The 17,383-nt window shown below is 67.7% G+C and carries 16 protein-coding genes; 3 read left to right on the top strand and 13 right to left on the bottom strand.

Annotated features, from left to right (window positions below; genetic code table 11):
• Positions 1-47: 47 nt before the first annotated feature.
• The 3 genes from JNO53_RS05600 to JNO53_RS05590 are packed head-to-tail and all read right to left on the bottom strand — an operon-like array spanning position 48 to position 3,240.
• Entirely contained in the window at positions 48-1,655 is a 1,608-nt protein-coding gene (locus tag JNO53_RS05600; RefSeq protein ID WP_203108515.1) for a carboxyl transferase domain-containing protein, read from the bottom strand.
• Positions 1,652-2,077 (bottom strand): hypothetical protein, encoded by a 426-nt coding sequence (locus JNO53_RS05595; protein ID WP_203108513.1) that lies wholly within the window; start codon positions 2,075-2,077, stop codon positions 1,652-1,654. The genes JNO53_RS05600 and JNO53_RS05595 overlap by 4 nt, the downstream gene beginning before the upstream one ends.
• Positions 2,074-3,240: an isovaleryl-CoA dehydrogenase gene (locus JNO53_RS05590; RefSeq protein WP_203108510.1), complete on the bottom strand. Its 1,167-nt coding sequence runs from the start codon at positions 3,238-3,240 to the stop codon at positions 2,074-2,076. The genes JNO53_RS05595 and JNO53_RS05590 overlap by 4 nt, the downstream gene beginning before the upstream one ends.
• Positions 3,241-3,392: 152 nt before the next feature.
• Between JNO53_RS05590 and JNO53_RS05585 the strand changes: the two genes are divergently transcribed.
• The gene (locus JNO53_RS05585) at positions 3,393-4,901 is read left to right on the top strand and encodes a PAS domain-containing protein (protein ID WP_203108507.1); all 1,509 of its coding nucleotides are present in this window, start codon (positions 3,393-3,395) and stop codon (positions 4,899-4,901) included.
• A 41-nt stretch (positions 4,902-4,942) separates the two neighbouring features.
• Here JNO53_RS05585 and JNO53_RS05580 read toward each other — a convergent pair whose 3' ends face one another.
• From JNO53_RS05580 to JNO53_RS05555, 6 genes are all read right to left on the bottom strand, one after another.
• Positions 4,943-6,361: a sensor histidine kinase gene (locus JNO53_RS05580; RefSeq protein WP_203108505.1), complete on the bottom strand. Its 1,419-nt coding sequence runs from the start codon at positions 6,359-6,361 to the stop codon at positions 4,943-4,945.
• A 2-nt stretch (positions 6,362-6,363) separates the two neighbouring features.
• Positions 6,364-7,098, bottom strand: a complete 735-nt coding sequence (locus JNO53_RS05575; protein WP_203108503.1) for a response regulator — start codon at positions 7,096-7,098, stop codon at positions 6,364-6,366.
• A gap of 48 nt (positions 7,099-7,146) precedes the next feature.
• Positions 7,147-7,851, bottom strand: a complete 705-nt coding sequence (locus JNO53_RS05570) for a hypothetical protein (protein WP_203108501.1) — start codon at positions 7,849-7,851, stop codon at positions 7,147-7,149.
• A gap of 200 nt (positions 7,852-8,051) precedes the next feature.
• Positions 8,052-8,447 carry a cupin domain-containing protein gene (locus JNO53_RS05565; RefSeq protein ID WP_203108499.1) on the bottom strand — a complete coding sequence of 132 codons (396 nt, stop codon included), beginning with the start codon at positions 8,445-8,447 and terminating at the stop codon, positions 8,052-8,054.
• The gene (locus tag JNO53_RS05560) at positions 8,447-8,842 is read right to left on the bottom strand and encodes a VOC family protein (protein WP_203108497.1); all 396 of its coding nucleotides are present in this window, start codon (positions 8,840-8,842) and stop codon (positions 8,447-8,449) included. Before JNO53_RS05560 ends, JNO53_RS05565 begins: the two co-directional genes overlap by 1 nt.
• 70 nt (positions 8,843-8,912) lie before the next feature.
• On the bottom strand, positions 8,913-10,718 hold the full coding sequence (locus JNO53_RS05555; RefSeq protein ID WP_203108495.1) for an aminopeptidase P family protein: 1,806 nt from the start codon (positions 10,716-10,718) through the stop codon (positions 8,913-8,915).
• A 37-nt stretch (positions 10,719-10,755) separates the two neighbouring features.
• Here JNO53_RS05555 and JNO53_RS05550 point away from each other — a divergent pair, with 37 nt between their 5' ends.
• On the top strand, positions 10,756-12,840 hold the full coding sequence (locus tag JNO53_RS05550) for a S9 family peptidase (protein ID WP_203108493.1): 2,085 nt from the start codon (positions 10,756-10,758) through the stop codon (positions 12,838-12,840).
• Between the two features lie 157 nt (positions 12,841-12,997).
• On the top strand, positions 12,998-13,390 hold the full coding sequence (locus JNO53_RS05545) for an acyl-CoA thioesterase (RefSeq protein ID WP_203108491.1): 393 nt from the start codon (positions 12,998-13,000) through the stop codon (positions 13,388-13,390).
• Here the strand turns inward: JNO53_RS05545 and JNO53_RS05540 are convergent.
• The 4 genes from JNO53_RS05540 to yidC are packed head-to-tail and all read right to left on the bottom strand — an operon-like array spanning position 13,387 to position 17,382.
• On the bottom strand, positions 13,387-14,283 hold the full coding sequence (locus JNO53_RS05540) for a S1/P1 nuclease (RefSeq protein ID WP_203108490.1): 897 nt from the start codon (positions 14,281-14,283) through the stop codon (positions 13,387-13,389). The genes JNO53_RS05545 and JNO53_RS05540 overlap by 4 nt on opposite strands.
• The gene (locus JNO53_RS05535) at positions 14,244-14,909 is read right to left on the bottom strand and encodes a glutathione S-transferase family protein (RefSeq protein ID WP_203108488.1); all 666 of its coding nucleotides are present in this window, start codon (positions 14,907-14,909) and stop codon (positions 14,244-14,246) included. Before JNO53_RS05535 ends, JNO53_RS05540 begins: the two co-directional genes overlap by 40 nt.
• A gap of 59 nt (positions 14,910-14,968) precedes the next feature.
• Positions 14,969-15,616, bottom strand: a complete 648-nt coding sequence (gene yihA, locus JNO53_RS05530) for a ribosome biogenesis GTP-binding protein YihA/YsxC (protein WP_203108486.1) — start codon at positions 15,614-15,616, stop codon at positions 14,969-14,971.
• A complete protein-coding gene (yidC, locus tag JNO53_RS05525; protein WP_203108484.1) occupies positions 15,613-17,382 on the bottom strand; it encodes a membrane protein insertase YidC in 1,770 nt (589 codons plus the stop codon). The genes yihA and yidC overlap by 4 nt, the downstream gene beginning before the upstream one ends.
• Between the last annotated feature and the right edge of the window lies 1 nt (position 17,383).

Here is a 17,383-nt window from a genome sequence, read left to right as displayed (position 1 = left end):
CACGAGCGGTGGCGGAGTTTCGAGAAAGTCGGCCCCCACCGCTGGCGTTACATCCGGAACACGCCGAACGCCGGACGCTTGGGTATCGGCGCCTCGAGCGCTGCGGCGAAGGCGAGGCCGAGGACGTCGCGGGTCTGGACCGGGTCGATCACCCCGTCGTCCCACAGGCGCGCCGTGGCATAGTAGGGGTTGCCTTCGTCCTCGTACTTCTGCCGGATCGGCGCCTTGAACGCCTCGGCCTGTTCCGCGCTCCAGCTGTCGGCGTCGCGGTGGACGGTGGCCAGCACGCTTGCGGCCTGCTCCCCGCCCATCACGCTGATGCGGGCATTGGGCCAGGTGAACAGGAAGCGCGGCTGGTAGGCGCGGCCGCACATGCCGTAGTTTCCCGCGCCGAAGCTGCCGCCGATCACAACGGTGATCTTGGGCACGGTGGCGGTAGCGACGGCGGTCACCAGCTTGGCGCCGTGCTTGGCGATCCCTTCCGCCTCGTACTTGCCGCCGACCATGAAGCCCGAGATGTTCTGCAGGAACAGCAGCGGGATACGGCGCTGGCAGGCGAGTTCGATGAAATGCGCGCCCTTCTGCGCGCTTTCGGAGAACAGCACGCCGTTGTTGGCGAGGATCGCCACCGGCATGCCCCAGATATGCGCGAAGCCGCAGACGAGCGTGGAGCCGTAGTGCTGCTTGAACTCGTGGAACTCGCTGCCGTCGACCACACGGGCGATCACTTCGTGCACGTCGTAGGGCGCGCGAACGTCTTCCGGCACGATCGCGTAGAGATCCTCGGCGTCGAACTTCGGCGGGCGCGGCTCGCGCCGTTGTACGCTCTCGGCACCGTTCGGATTTTCGCCGAGATGGCTGACGATGTCGCGCACGATCGTCAGCGCGTGCTCGTCGTTTTCGGCCAGGTGATCGACCACGCCCGATTTCTTCGCGTGGAGGTCGCCGCCGCCGAGATCCTCGGCGCTGATCTCCTCGCCCGTCGCCGCCTTCACCAGCGGCGGGCCGGCGAGGAAGATCGTGCCCTGATTGCGCACGATCACCGTCTCGTCGCTCATCGCCGGCACATAGGCGCCGCCCGCGGTGCACGATCCCATGACGCAGGCGATCTGGGGAATGCCCAGCGCACTCATGTTCGCCTGGTTGAAGAAGATGCGGCCGAAGTGGTCGCGGTCGGGGAAGACCTCGGCCTGGTAGGGCAGGTTCGCGCCGCCGCTGTCGACCAGGTAGACGCACGGCAGGCGGTTCTCCTGCGCGATCTCCTGCGCGCGCAGGTGCTTCTTGACGGTCATCGGATAGTAGCTGCCGCCCTTCACCGTGGCGTCGTTGGCGGCGATCATCACCTGCCGACCCGAAACGCGGCCGATCCCGGCGATGATCGAGGCGCCGTTGACGTCGCCTTCGTACATCCCGTTCGCCGCGAGCTGGCCGATCTCGAGAAACGGCGAACCCGGATCGAGCAGCCGCTCGACCCGCTCGCGGGGCAGCAGCTTGCCGCGGCTGACGTGCCGCTCCCGGTGCTTCTCCGGCCCGCCCAGCGCTGCCTCCGCCACGCGTGCCCGCAACTCGTCGGCGAGCGCCTTGTTGTGCGCGAAGCGCGCCTTCGCCTCGGGGCTTTCGCGATCGAGCTGGGTGGTGAGGACGGGTGCGGTCATGGGTTATCCGAATGGCGTTGCGACGAGCGCTTCTGGCGTATCGCAAGGTAAAAGACAAAGGCGGCAAAGGCGCACTGCAGCGCAAGGCTGGGTAGCAGCTCGGTGTAGCCGGCGACGAATGCCGTCCAGGCGTTCACCAGCACGTCCGACGCCATGATCAGGCAGCCGAGAACCAGCGCCGGTGCGGGCCGCCACCAGATCAGCAGGGCGGCGACCGGATCCAGGAACAGCAGGCTGGTCCAGTAGAGGTTGAAGCCCAGCGGCATGAATTCGTAGGGCAACCAGCCATAAGTGAAGACGTCGGCGGCATGGCTGGCCGCGCCGAGCAGGAAGCCCACGGTCCAGATCAGCATTGCGACCTGCGGAATCGCGCTGGGCGAGGTGCTGAACCGCTCCTCCCCGTCCGAAGGTGGGTTGCTCACCCGGCAGCCCCGATCAGCTCGCGGCCGATCAGCATGCGGCGGATCTCATTCGTTCCCGCGCCGATGTCGAGCAGCTTGGCGTCGCGCAGGTAGCGTTCGACCGGCCAGTCCTTGGTGTAGCCCGCACCGCCCAGGGCCTGCACCGCCTCGCCGGCGACGCGGAAGGCATTCTCGCTCGCGAGCAGGATCGCGCCCGCCGCGTCAAAGCGCGTGGTCTGGCCGGCGCCGCAGGCCTTGGCCACGGCGTAGGTATAAGCACGCGCCGACTGCAGCGCGACGTACATGTCGGCGATTTTGGCCTGGATGAGCTGGAACGCGCCGATCGGCTTTCCGAACTGCTTGCGCTCGCGGACGTAGGGGATCACGCAGTCGAGACAGGCCTGCATGATGCCGAGTTGCAGCCCCGCGAGCACGACGCGCTCGTAGTCGAGCCCGCTCATCAGCACGCCGACGCCGCCGTGCAGCGGGCCCATGACGTTCTCTTCCGGCACTCGGCAATCGTCGAACACGAGTTCGGCCGTGGGGCTGCCGCGCATGCCCATCTTGTCGATCTTCTGTCCGATCGAGAAGCCGGGCATGTCCTTCTCGATGATGAAGGCGGTGATCCCGCGGCTGCCCGCCTCGGGCGCGGTCTTGGCGTAGACGACCAGCGTGTCGGCATGGGTCGCATTGGTGATCCAGAACTTGGTGCCGTTGAGCACGTAGCCACCGTCCACCGCATCGGCCTTGAGCTTCATCGAGACCACATCGGAGCCCGCCTGCGCCTCGCTCATCGCCAAGGAGCCGACATGCTCGCCCGAGATCAACTTCGGCAGATACTTCGCCTTCTGCTCCTCGCTGCCCCACCGGCGGATCTGGTTGACGCAGAGGTTCGAGTGCGCGCCGTAGGACAGGCCGACCGAGGCCGAGGCGCGGCTGACTTCCTCGACCGCGATCACGTGCTCGAGGTAGCCGAGGCCGAGCCCGCCGAACTCCTCCTCCACCGTGATCCCGTGCAGCCCGAGCGCGCCCATCGCCGGCCACAGCTCGCGCGGAAACCAGTCCTCGCGGTCGGCCTTCTCGGCCAGCGGGGCGATCTGCTCGTCCGCGAAGCGGCCCGCGCTCTCGCGGATCATTTCCGCGGTTTCGCCGAGCTGGAAATCGAAATCGGGGGTGGCGCGCATGGGAACTCCTGTCTGCGGTCACGCGCATAGCCGAGCGCGCAAAGCGCGGCAAACGCGCGTGAGCGGCCGAACACCGCACATGTTAAGCCGGCTAGCGAAAGTATCTGGAATTCCGGCAATTTTTTGATACCGTGAGGCCGATCGGAATGAAATTGAACGAGTCGACCCTCTGGCCGGATCACGCGGCTCCCGCGCCCGCGTTTTGCGGTGAGGACGAGCGCGCAAAGATCTTCGGGACGCACGATTTCAACTCGCTGGGCGGCGACCCCGAACTGGCGGAAATCACGAGCTTCGCGGCACGACTGTGCGACGCGCCGGTTTCGCTGGTGACGCTGGTCGAATCGGAGCGCCAGCGGTTCCTCGCCCGAACCGGCGTCGACATCGACGAGACGCCGCGGTCGACCAGTTTCTGCGCCCACGCAATGATGCAGGGCGGCATGCTGGTCGTGCCCGACGCGACGAAGGACCCGCGCTTCGCCGATTTCGAGCTGGTGACCGGCGAATTCGGGCTGCGCTTCTACGCCGGCGCGCCGCTCGTCTCGGCCGAAGGTGCACCGATCGGAGCGCTGTGCGTGATCGATACCGCGCCCCGCCCGAACGGACTGACCGACCTGCAGCAACACGGGCTCACGGTACTTGCGCAGGCGGTCAAGCGGCGCATCCAGGCGCGCCGCGAATCGCGCGAGAGCGAGGCCGAACATGCCCGTCGCAACGCCCAGTTTCGCACGCTGGGCGACTGGCTGCCCGACATCATCTGGTCGTCCGACGGCGAGGGCCGGTTCGATTACTACAGCGGCCGGTGGGAGACAGTGACCGGGAGCAAGCCGCCCATCGACATCGAAGGCTGGCGGCCGTTCATCCACGCGGACGACTGGGATGCGACATATGCCGGCTGGGCCGAGTGTTCCGCGCGCGGTGACACTTACGAGGCCGAGTACCGCCTCCGCCAGGCCGACGGTGGCTGGCGCTGGACGATGGCCCGGGCCCTGCCGGTCAGGGACGAGCGCGGCACGGTCATGCGGTGGTTCGGCACGCTGACGGATATCGACGAGAAGCGACGCCAGGCCGACAGCAGCGGCGCCGTCGCGCATGAGATGGCGCACCGGATCAAGAACATCTTCGCGCTCATATCCGGCCTGGTCTCGGTCCGCACGCGGGGCCGCGCCGACCTGCGCGAGTTCGGCGAAGATCTCGTCGGGACGATCGCCGCCTTGGGCAAAGCGCAGGATTTCGTCCAGCTTTCCGGCGGGGAAGGATCGGGCGACCTGCGCAAGCTGGTTCGCGGCGTGCTCGAGCCGTTCTCCGGCGAGGAGCCGGCGCATATCTCGGTGGAAGGCGACACCGCGCCGATCGGCGCGCGTTCGGCCACGCCGCTCGCGCTCGTCCTCCACGAACTGGCGACCAACTCGGTCAAGTACGGCGCCCTCTCGGCGGAAAGCGGGCGGGTCGCGGTCGCGCTGGAGGCCGAGAGCAAGGATGTGGTCCTTCGCTGGGTCGAAACCGGCGGCCCCGAGCCCGTCGCGCAAGAAGGACGAGGGTTCGGCACCCGGCTGATCGACATGAGCGTGACCGCGCAGCTCGACGGCAAGATCGAGCGCGACTGGCGCAAGGAAGGCCTTGCGGTCACATTGCGCCTCTCGTGCGAGAAGCTCGCCCACTGATCTGCGCGTTACTGTCGCGGCGTAGCCGGGCGCATCGCCCTCTAGCCGGCACCTTTTCCGTCCACGCCGGAAGCGGGCGGCAGCCGGATTTCGGCACGCAGGCCGCCGCCCGCGCGGTTGGCAAGAGCCAGTTCGCCGCCATGCTGTTCGGCAATCGCGCGGGCGAGCGTAAGGCCGAGGCCCGCACCGCCAGTCTCGCGGTTGCGCGAGGCTTCGCCGCGCGTGAAGGGCTCGGTCATCTCAGCGATGCGCCCGTCGGGAATCCCCGGTCCTTCATCGTCGACCCGCAGAATCGCGTGACCGCCTTCGCCCAGCAGCGTCACTTCGGCCCCGCCGCCATAGCGCACCGCGTTGGCGATCAGATTGCGCAGGGCCCGGCGCAGCCAGGTGATGTGGACGGGCAGCGCTATGCGAGTCGTCGAGCCGAGTGTTACCGGATCGCCCATGTCCTCGAATTCCTCGACCACGGCGGCGGTCAGGGCGGCGAGGTCGACGCGCTCGGGCGGCTCGCTCGCACGGCCGACCCGGGCGAGCGAGAGGATGTCGTCGAGCGAGCGGGTGATGTCCTCGATCGTCGCCGCCATCTTGGCGCGCTCGCTTTCATCCTCGACCGATTCGATCCGCACGCGCAGCGCGGTAAGCGGAGTCTTCAGGTCATGGCCGATCGCACCGAGCATGACATCCTTCTCGTCGAGCAGCGCGGCGATGCGCGCTTCCATCGCGTTGTGCGCGGAAATCAGGCGCCGCACGTCGTGCGGCCCGTCGGGGGTGAGTTGGCCGTCGGCGCTCTGCGTGCGGGCGAACGTCTCGGTCCGCGCGGTCAGCGCCGCGAGCGGGCGCGTGATCTGCCGCAGCAGCAGGAAATGCAGGCCTACCAGCAGGACGTAGATCACCAGCGTCTGGAGCAGGATCGATCCCATCACGCCGCCCTGACGCGGCGGGATCGGAACGCGCGCGATCATCCAGTCCTCTGCGTCGCTCCGTTTCAGCGCGGCGACCAGCACGCGGCGGTCCTCGTCGCCGCCGGGCGTCAGCCGCGCGTGCAGCCTGGGCCGGTCCAGGATATAGGGATCGCGCGACATCGGGCGCTCGATCACGATCAGTTCGGCGACGGAGATGCCCTGATCGACTACGACCGCGCGCAACGCCTCTGCGCGGCGGGCGTCGATCTCGTCGTTCGGCAGAGGGGCGAAGCTCTCGACGTGTTCGATGCGTAGCGGACGCGTGAAGCGGTCGATCAGATGCCGGTAGGGGCCGGGGACGCGCCAGCGCTCGCCGCCTTCGCTGTGCGGCTCTCCGCGCACAATGAAGGCGAACGCCGCGGCATTGAGGACCGAGGCCTCGCGACGCGCTTCGGCCGCCTGCCATAGAAGCGCGGCGGAGATCGCCTGCGCGAGCAGCAGCACCACCGCGACCGCCAGCAGCATCTGGCCGAGCAGGCTTCGGGGCCACATGCGCATGATCAGCCGCGTTCCGGCGCGGCGCGGCGCACCTCGGCGGCGAAGCTATAGCCGCCCCCGCGGACGGTCTGGATGAAATGGGGGCTGCGACTGTCTTCCTCGATCTTGCGGCGCAGGCGGCTGACCTGATTGTCGACCGCCCGGTCGAACAGATGCGCCTCGCGTCCCTGGACCATGTCGAGCAGCTTGTCGCGGTCGAGCACCTGGCGCGCGTGGTCGAGGAAGGCGCGCAGCAGGCGGAACTCGGCGGTGGAGATCGGCACGACTGCGCCCTCGGGATCGGTCAGCTTGCGCTTGAGCGGGTCGAGCCGCCAGCCTTCGAACAGGTAGTGCGCGTCGCTCTCGGCCGGCGCGGCGGCACGCCCGGCGCGGCGCAGGACGGAGCGGATGCGGGCGACCAGCTCGCGCGGCTCGAACGGCTTTACGACATAGTCGTCGGCGCCGATCTCCAGCCCGACGATCCGGTCGGTCGCTTCGCCCTTTGCGGTCAGGAAGATCACCGGCAGGTCGCGCGCTTCGACCAGATGGCGGCAGAGCGACAGCCCGTCCTCGCCCGGCATCATGATGTCGAGCAGCACGAGGTCGGGGACGTCGTCGATCAGCGCACTGCGCGCCGCGGCACCGCTGGATGCCTGCCGCACGACGAACCCCTGGCGGGCCAGATATTCCGCCAGGGGTTCGCGCAGGCTGGCCTCGTCGTCGACCAGCAGCAGCCGTGTGGGCGCGGTTTCGTCCATCGTCTCCCGCCTAGGCCCTCGGTCTGCCGGCGATCAAGCGCGCTGCGCTCAGCCGGCCTGACGCGCGGCGCGGCGTTCCTTCATCCGTTCACGCATGGCGTCGCGGGCGGCCTTGCGTTCCGCGGCCGTGATCGTGCCGTCGCCGTCGGCATCCGAGCGGGCGAAACGGCGCTCGAGCGCGGCGTCGAATTCGGCACGGGTGATCGCCTTGTCGCCATCGGCGTCGGCCCCGCGCAGCATCGCAATGCCCATCGCACGGCCGCCGCGGCGGCCATGGGACATGGGGCGGGTGCCGCGTTTGCCGCGCGCTTCGCTACGCGCCTCGCGCGCCGCCTGCATCTCGGCCTGCGAAACGCCGCCACTGCCATCCGTGTCGAGCCGGGCGAAGCGCTGCGTGCGGCGCTCCTCACGCTTCTCGGCGCGCTCCGCACGGCGTTCGGCCGTTCGCGCGCGGCGCTCGGCGCGACGCGCGTCCATCTCGGCCTGCGTCACCTCGCCGTCGCCGTCGGCGTCGAGGCGCGCGAAGCGCTGCGCCTTGCGGGCCTCGCGGTCGGCGGTATCGAACCTGCCGTCGCCATTGGTGTCGAGCCGCTGGAACATCGCGCCGGCGTGCGCGGTCATTTCGGCGCGGGTGACGTTGCCGTCGCGGTCAGCATCGGGACTGTGCCGGCCGCCCTTATGCTGGGCGAGCGCCGTGGTGGCACCGCCCAGGACGAGCGCGGCTGCAGAAAGGGAAAGGGCAACCTTCTTCATCGTCGAACCTCCGTTCGGGAAAGGTTGAACTGCGAGACCGCCCGGAAGGGGGGAGGTAGGAGGCGGCTCTCGCAGCTCAGAGTGCCCTTCTAGTCCGCGATTGTCGCAGGATTATCGCGCGAAACGGCAGAAGTGTCGCGGTTTGTCGCAGCGCCGCGACCACGTTCAACCGCGTGCAAGAATCCGGAGCCGCGGTGCGCCTAGCGGGGCCGGTGCTCGGTCCCTTCGCCCGCGGTGATGAACAGCGCGGCCGCCTCACCCTCGATATCCGCCGTATGCCAGGTTCCCGGGGGATTGATCGCATATTCCCCGGCCCCGAGCGTCACCGTCGCCGTCGAGCCGTCGGCGTGTTCCTGATGCAGCGTCATAGCGCCTTCGAGGCACAGCACGACCTCGTCGCCGGCCGGATGCATCTCCCAGCTGTCCCATGACTGGGTGAAGCGGTGGAAGCCCACCAGCCGCCCCTCCTTCCCGTCGGCGGCATGGCGCGCGACATAGTCGCCGTACCATTCCATGCCGGTGAACTCGGGCTCGCTCACCGCCGTGGCGCCGAGCCCGAGGTGAATCGGGAACCGCTCGATCGGCGTGCCGGCCATCAGCCCTGCAGCATGCAGAAGGCGTTGAGCTTGTTGCCCTCGCGATCGCGGAAATAGGCGGCGTAGAAGGTGTTCCCCTGCTCGTCCGGCTCGCCGCGCGGCCCCGGTGCGCCCTCATCGCTGCCGCCGTTGGCCAGCGCGATCTCGTGCAGCCGCCGGACCTGCTCGGGGTCCTTGGCCTGAAGTGCGGCCATGGTCCCGTTGCCGACCGTCGCCGTGTTGCCGTCGTAAGGCTTGACCAGCGAGATGCCCGCGCCGCTGCCGCCCAGTTCGCCCCAGACGACGAACGTGTCGAAATCCATGATCCTGCCGACACCCAGCTCTGCGGCCAGCGCATCGTAGAACCCGGCGTTGCCCTGCAGGTCGTTCGTCCCCAGCGTTACGTAACCGATCATCGCATCTCTCCCATCTGCGACTCGCCACCGTCGGAACATTACATGAACAAATTCCCGTCGGAAAGACCCTTCAGAGCGGCCGGCAAGCCTCCTCGAGCCAGGCGAGCGCCTCGCCCTCGAGCTGCGGCGCGAGGATTGCGCGGGTCTTCGCGTGGTAGGCATTCCACCAGGCGATCTCCTCGTCCGTCAGCAGGGAGCGGTCCACCAGCGTGCGGTCGATCGGCACGAAGGTGAGCGTCTCGAAGCCGAGCCAGTCGCCTTCGCCGCCCGGAATGTCTCGCGTGACGGTCAGGATCAGGTTCTCGATCCGGATGCCGTACTCGCCGCCCTTGTAGTAGCCGGGCTCGTTCGAGAGGATCATGCCGGCGTGGAGCTCCTGCCCGGTGCCGGCCTGCCCGCCGCTCGCCTTGGCGATGCGTTGCGGCCCCTCGTGAACGCCGAGATAGCTCCCGACCCCGTGGCCGGTGCCATGGCCGTAGTCGACCCCGGCCTGCCACAGGAACTGGCGCGCGAAAGCATCGAGCTGGCTGCCGTTGGTTCCTTGCGGGAAGGTTGCGCGGTCGATCGCGATATGGCCCTTGAGGACACGCGTGAAGCGATCCTTCTGCTCCGCGCTCGGCTCACCCGGGCCGATCCAGACGGTGCGCGTGATGTCGGTCGTGCCGTCGAGATACTGCCCGCCCGAATCGCACAGGAACACGCTGCCCGGCTCGATCGGAAGGTTCGATTCCTCGTCGACCCGGTAATGGGGGATTGCCGCATGCGGACCGGCGGCGGAGATCGTGTCGAAGCTGTTGTCCTTCAGTGCCCCGGTGGCGAGGCGAAATTCCTGCAGCCTGGCCGCGGCGGAAAGCTCGGTTTCTCCGCCCTTGGGCGCTTCGACCGAGAGCCAGTGGAGGAATCGCGCGACTGCCGCGCCGTCGCGTTCCTGCGCGTTGCGATGGCCCTGCTGTTCGACCGGGTTCTTGATCGCCTTGGGCAGGATCGCCGGATCGCGCTCGGCCACCGGCTTCGCGCCGGCATCCTCGAGCACGCGGAAGATCGCCGCCACGCCGTAGTCGGGATCGACCGAAACGGTCTTGCCCTCCATCGCGCCCAGCGCACTCTCGAATTCGCTGCGCGGGCGGATCGTCACTGCATTGCCGAGATGTTTCTCCAGCTCGGGGGTGACTTTCTCCGGTGCGATGAACAGGTCCGCCGTGCCGTCGCTATGCGCTATGAGATACGACAGCGCGACCGGCGTGCGCTCGACATCTGCTCCGCGGATGTTGAGCAGCCAGGCGATCGAATCGAGCGCCGAGACGACCGCCGCGTCGTAACCTTCGGCTTTGAGCCAGTCGGCGACTTCGGCGCGTTTCTCCGCGCTGGAACGGCCGGCGTGCTCGTCGGCATGGACCAGCGCAGCAGCGGTCGAGGGCTCGGGCTGATCGGCCCACACGGCGTCGACCGGATTGCTTTCGACCGCGATCAGCTCGCCGCCTTTCTTCGCAAGCGCCTTGCCGACCTGATCGGCCCAGCCCTTGGTATGGAGCCACGGGTCGAACCCGATCTTCGCCCCCTCGGGAGCGTTGGCCGCAAGCCACTTGCCGATCGATTCCTGCGGCACCTGGCAATAGTCGTAGAGCTTGCCGTCGACCTGCTCGCGCACCTGGATGGTGTAGCGGCCATCGACGAACATGGCCGCGCGATCCTTCAGCACCGCCGCGCTGCCGGCCGAGCCGCCGAATCCGGTCAGCCAGGCGAGGCGCTGGGCATAGCCGCCGATGTACTCGCTCATATGCTCGTCGGAGATCGGAACGACGAAACCATCCAGGCCCCGTCGCTTCAATTCCTCGCGCAGTGCGGCGAGACGGGCTTCGTGGGTTTGCATCAGCATGGTTGCGGTCCTTTCGTGGCCCACATAGAGGCGCAGGATGGATCATGCCACCGAACAATCCGTATCCGGGCCGCCGATCGCGGCGAAGCGGCCCGTGAAAGCAACGCATCACGGGCTTGAGATTTCCGACGATTACGCCTGGCTGCGCGATCCCGGCTATCCGGTGGTCGACGATGCCGAAGTGCTCGCGCACCTCGCGGCGGAGAACGCCTGGTTCGCAGCGCGGATGAAGCCTTACCGGCCGCTCGTGGACACGCTGTTCAAGGAGATGCGCGCGCGGATCAAGGAGGCGGACAAGTCGGTCCCGCAGAAGGACGGCGACTGGCTCTACTGGATCGAGTTCGAGGAAGGCGCCGAGTACAAGAAATGGTGGCGCCGCCCGGTCGGCGCGCCCGATGACGGCAGCGCCGACGTGCTGATCCTGGACGAACCCGCGCTGGCCGAGGGCAAGGAATACTTCCGCGTCGGGGCGCTGTCGGTCAGCCAGGATGGGAGCAAGCTCGCCTATTCGATCGACGACAACGGCTCCGAACGCTTCACCGTGCGGATCAAGGATCTGGCGACCGGCCAGATGCTCTCCGACGAGATCCCCGGCACGCTTTCCGCGCTGATCTGGGTCGCAGGCGATACGGGGATCGTCTACTCGCTCGCCAACGAGCAGTGGCGGACCGACAATGCGCGGCTCCACTGGCTCGGCAAGCCGGTCGAGGAGGACGTCGAGCTCTATCACGAGGACGACGAGGGCTTCCGCGTCGGCTCCACGCTCTCGGCCGACGACAAGTGGCTGATCGTCGGCGCCAGCGATCACGAGACCAGCGAAGTTCGCCTGATCCCGGCCGCCGATCCGCTGGCCGAGCCGCTACTGGTCCGCGCCCGGCGCAAGGGCGTCGAATACGACGTCGACACGAACGGCGAGACGCTGTTCATCCACGCCAACGATACGCACGAGAACTTCCGCCTCGCGACCGCGCCGCTCGCCGAACCGTCCGACTGGGCGACGCTGATCGAGGGTTCGGACGAATTCTACCTCACCGGCTTCGCGCTGTTTCGCGATTTCTACGTGGTCGAGGGGCGGCAGGCGGGTCTCGATACGATCGAGCTGCGCTACTACGACGATCCCGGGCGGGTGGAGCCGATCGCCTTCCCCGAGGAAAGCTATACCGCCGGGCTTGGCAACAATCCCGAATTCGCGACCGACGCGCTGCGGCTGTCGTACGAAAGCATGGTCAGTCCCTCGACGGTCTACGATTATCACGTGGCCGAACGACGGCTCGAAACGCTGAAAGTGCAGGAGATCCCGTCCGGCTACGACGCGTCGCTCTATCGCACCGAGCGGCTTGAGATACCCGCACGTGACGGAACGCCGATCCCGGTCTCGATCGTCTATCGCGCCGACCGCCAGGGCGCGGGGCCGCTGCACCTCTACGGCTACGGCGCCTATGGGATCGCCATTCCGCCGGGCTTCTCGACCACGCGGCTGAGCCTCGTCGACCGCGGTTTCGCCTACGCCATCGCGCATATCCGCGGCGGCGACGATCTCGGCCGTGCGTGGTACAAGGCGGGCAAGCTGGAACGGCGGACCAACGCGTTCACCGACTTCGTCGATGCGGCGAAGGGGCTGATCGCGCGCGGCTACACCGAAGCGGGCAGGATCAGCATTTCGGGCGGCTCGGCCGGCGGCGAGCTGATGGGCGCGGTGGTCAATTCCGACCCCGGCCTGTGGGGCGCGGTCGTCGCGCATGTGCCGTTCGTCGACGTGCTCAACACCATGCTCGATGCGAGCCTGCCGCTGACGCCGGGCGAATGGCCCGAATGGGGCAATCCGATCGAGAACCAAGCGGCGTTCGAACTGATCCGCAGCTACAGCCCTTACGACAACGTGCGCGCGCAGGCATATCCGCCGATGCTGGTGACCGCCGGGCTCAACGATCCGCGTGTGACGTATTGGGAACCGGCCAAGTGGGTCGCCCGGCTACGCGAGCTCAAGACCGACGACAATGAGCTGCTGCTCAAGACCAACATGGGTGCGGGCCACGGCGGCAAGTCCGGGCGGTTCGAGAGCCTTGAGGAAACCGCCGAGGAGTTCGCCTTCATCCTCTGGCAAATGGGCATGGTGGAATGAGACGGATCGCCCTCAGGCCCCTCCTCTTCAGAGGAGGGGCAGCGAGACTTGGCGAGCCGCAGGCGAGCCTAGTCGCAGCGGGGCGGTGCCTGCCGCAAGCGCGACGCTCCGCGCCGCGCCACCACCCCCAACCCCCTCCTCTGAAGAGGAGGGGGCTATGATATTCCGCCGCACTTTCACCGCCCGGCCCGAGCACATCGACGTGATGGGCCACGTGAACAACGCGGTCTGGGTGCAGTGGGTGCAGGATCTCGCCGGCGCGCACTGGGAAGCGGCGGCCGCACCGGAGCATGTGCGCGATTACGTCTGGGTCGTGACGCGGCACGAGATCGACTATCGCGGTAATATCTCCGAGGGAGAGAGCGTGACCGCCGAAACCTGGATCGACGGCGAGCCCCGCGGCGCGACGTCGGTGCGTCGGGTCGAATTCCGCGACGCGGCCGGGAAGGTCATCGTCGCCGCCGCGACGACCTGGGCGATGCTCGACCGGGAGAGTGGTCGGCTGGCGCGGGTGCGGCGCGAAATCGTGGCGCCGTTTCTGGACGCCTAGGGCAGCTCGCTCGCCGCGCCCGGCGCGAACGCCGCGTCGAGGAGATCTGCGATCCGGAGGCCCGCCTGCGTCACCCGGCGTTCGACCACCGGGACGGCGGCGACGATGTCCTCCTGCGTCAGTGCCGTCTCGCCGGGCAGGTCGCCCTCGCACGCATCGCGGTCGAAGGCGTTGGGGTAGACGAAATCGCGCGCGATCTGCCAGCTTTCGCGGCCCCATTCCGCGGGATCGCCGCCGGTGAACGCCGCCTTCTCCTGCGCGGAATAGTGCCGCACCAGTGGTGGCTCCGCCGCGGTGATCGCGCGTTCGGCGAGCGCGGTGTCCCAGATCGAATGGAGATTGCGATCGGGCGCGATGCCGTAATCGGTCACCCGGTCGTTGCCCCCGCGGTCGTCCTTGTCGCCCGAGTGGAGCGGCATGTGCACGTCGCCCGCGAAGTGGACCATGAACGCGAGCGCCTCCAGCCGCACGTTTGCGGGCAGGCTCTCGTCGGACAGGATGCGGAAGTTGCGCTCTATCTGCGCGGTCACGCAGTTGCCGCCCGAGCAATGCTTCTTCGCGTCATAGGCCTCGCACACCGGCGCCGTGCGGTAGTGCCAGGCGAAGGTATAGGCCCACCGCCAGTAGCTGCCGCGAAGACAGTCCGGCCAGGTCGCCGCGCCGGCGAGATCGTCCATGCGGCATTCGGGTGTGCCGAGTTCGCTCTCGTGCGCGATCAGCCGCGCGATCGCAGTGCGGGTTTCCGGCTTCACATTGGCAAGCGCGATCTGCGCGGTCGTCTGATGGCCGTAGTAACCCCAGGCATTGGCGGAAGCCGGAAGCAGCGACGCGAGCAGCAGCGCCAGGGCGCCGATCAGGTGCGCGGCGCGGTTTCGTATTGCTCGATGACCCATCGTTCTTCTTCCGCGCCCTCGATCCAGGCCTGCATCCATTCGTGTTCCCACACCGCTTCCATGTAAGCCTGCGCGAAACCGGGCACGCCGACGCCGTAGGTGACGAAACGGCTGACGACCGGAGCATAGAACACGTCCGCCGCGCCGAAAGTGCCGAACAGGAACGGCCCGCCCTTGCCGAAGCGCGCCCGCGCCTCGGCCCAGAGCTGAAGCACGCGCACGATGTCCGCCTTCGCCTCGTCGGAGATCCGCACACCTTCAAAGCGCTTGCGCACGTTCATCGGGCACTCGCTGCGCAGCGCCTGGTAGGAACTGTGCACCTCCGCGACCATCGACAGCGCCATGCCGCGCGCGGTGTCGTCCTTCGGCCAGAACCGCTCGCGCCCGACCTTGTCGGCCAGGTATTCGAGAATGGCGAAGCTGTCCCAGATCACCGTCTCGCCGTCCCACAGCACGGGGACTTTGCCGGAGGGCATGATCTCGCCCGATTCGCGCCGGACCGAGGCCCATTCCTCGCCGCCGATGTTGACGATCAGCTCCTCGAACGAGAGGCCCGACTGCTTGAGCGCGAGCCAGGCCCGCAGGCTCCAGCTCGAATAGTTCTTGTTGCCGATAATCAGCTTCATCGCATGCCCACCGCTTTATGCAGGGCCGGCCCTAAGGGCTGACCGGGAAGCTGTCGAGGCTATACCCGCGCGTCCTCGAGCACCGCCGCGCGCAGCTCGGCGATGCCCATGCCCTTCTCCGAACTGGTGACGTGGAGCGTGGGGTGCGCGGCGGGGTGCTTGCGCGCTTCGGTCGCGGTCGCCTCGCGCACCGCGGCAAGCTCGCTCGCCTTGATCTTGTCGGCCTTGGTCAGAACCAAGCGGTAGCCCACCGCGGTCTGATCGAGCATCTTCATCATCTCGCGGTCGACATCCTTCAGGCCGTGCCGCGAATCGATCAGCACCAGCGTGCGGTGGAGCACCTGCCGTCCCTTGAGGTAGGTCCGCACGAGCTGCCTCCAGCGCTCGACCACTTTCACCGGCGCCTTGGCGAAACCGTAGCCGGGCATGTCGACCAGGCGGAACAGTGTCGGATCGCCGACCTCGAAGAAGTTCAGCTCCTGCGTGCGGCCGGGGGTGACGGAGGTGCGCGCGATCGCCCGGCGGCCGGTGAGCGCGTTGAGCAGCGAGCTCTTGCCCACGTTGCTGCGGCCGCAGAAGGCGATTTCCGGCACCGTCGGTTCGGGCAGGAACTTGAGCTCGGGGGCCGAGAGCAGGAACTCGACCCGGCCCGAGAAGAGCTTCGCCGCGCGTTCCTCCAGCTCCGACGTGTCGGAAGGCTCGCTCACGCCTGGCCCTTCTTCTCGCGCTCGGCCGCCTGCTGGCGGTCGGCCTTTTCCTTCTCCGCCTGCGCCTTGAGCTGCGGGTTCCGCGAATAGAGGTAGCTCTGCTGCGCCAGCGTCAGCACGTTGTTGGTGATCCAGTAGAGCAGCAGGCCGGCGGCGAACGGTGCCATGACGAACATCAGCACCCAGGGCATGATGTTGAAGATCTGCTGCTGCATCGGGTCCATCGAGCTCGGGTTGAGCTTGAAGGTCAGCCACATCGTGATGCCGAGCAGCACCGCCAGCGGGCCGATCGCGATCAGGCTCGGCACCTCGAACGGCAGCATGCCGAAGAGGTTCAGGATATGGGCCGGATCGGGTGCGGAAAGGTCTTCGATCCACAGCGCGAACGGCTTGTGGCGCATCTCGATCGAGAGCATCAGCACCTTGTAGAGACCGAAGAAGATCGGGATCTGGAGCAGCAGGGGAAGGCACCCGGCGAGCGGATTGACGCCTTCTTCCTTGTAGAGCGCCATGATTTCCTGCTGCTGCTTCTGGCGGTCGTCCTTGTAGCGTTCCTGGATCGCCTTCATCTTCGGCTGGACAGCCTTCATCGCCGCCATCGAGGCAAACTGCTTCTGCGCGATCGGGAACATCAGCAGGCGCACGATCACGGTGAGCAGGATGATAGCGACGCCGAAGTTGCCGGCCAGATCGTAGAGTTGCTTGAGCAGCCACAGGATCGGTTTCTCGATCACGCCGAACCAGCCCCAGTCGATCGCGTTGCCGAAACCGGGGATGCCCGCTTCTTCGTAGTCGTTGAGGATCGCACTGTCCTTGGCACCGACGAAGAGCTGCGTCGTGCGCGTGACCTGCCTACCCGAAGCGACGCTCACCGGCTGGTAGACCAGCGAGGCACGGTAATGCTCGCCCCCCAGCGGGCGGAACTCAGCTTCGGGCTTGCTGCCGGCTTCGGGCGCGAGTGCGGAGAGCCAGTAGATGTCGGTAAACCCGATCCAGCCCGCGCGGCCTTCGGGGGCGGCGACGCCGTCCTCGTCGAGCTCGTCATAGTCGGGGCCGAACTGCACACCGTCGCCGAAGTAGCCGATCGGGCCCGAATGGAGCGTCCAGGTGCTCTGGCTGGCGGTGCGGCTGGTCCGGTTGAGCAGCGCGAAGGGCCGCACGATTACCGCGCCGTCCCCGGTGTTGGCGATGGTCTGCTCGGCGGTGATCATGAAGTTGTCGTCCACCGTCAGGCGGATCGAGAAGAGCTGCCCCTCGCCGTTGTCCCACCGCATGGTGACGGGAGTTTCGGGCGCCAGCGGACCGCCTTCGACCTGCCAGACGGTGTCCGCGCCGGGCACCTGGATGCCTTCACCGACCCAGCCGAACTGCGCGAAGTGCTGCGCAGGGGTGCCCTGCGGCGAGAACAGGCGGACCGGGCCGCTGTCTTCCTTCACCGATTCGCGCTGGCTCCTGAGCGTGACGTCGTCGACGCGCGCGCCCACGGGGTTGATCGATCCGGCGAGGTCCGGCGCATCGATCGCCACGCGGCCCGGCGCCGCGAGCGAGGTCGCGAGATCCGCTTTCTCCTGCGCGATCTCGCCCGGATCGGACAGTCCGCCCTCGCGGGTGTGGCGCACCTCCGCCACTTCGGTCGGGGTATCGACCTTGCCTTCCACCGCGGTGCTCTCGGTCTGGGGGTAGAGCCAGCTCATCCCGGCGTCCCAGCCGAGAATCAGCAGGCCGCTCAGCAGGACGGCGAGCAGGAGGTTGCGCTGGTTTTGCAAG

The organism is Altererythrobacter sp. C41, from assembly GCF_016803135.1.
Classification (GTDB): domain Bacteria; phylum Pseudomonadota; class Alphaproteobacteria; order Sphingomonadales; family Sphingomonadaceae; genus Pelagerythrobacter.
This window is presented reverse-complemented; position numbering and strand designations above follow the sequence as displayed.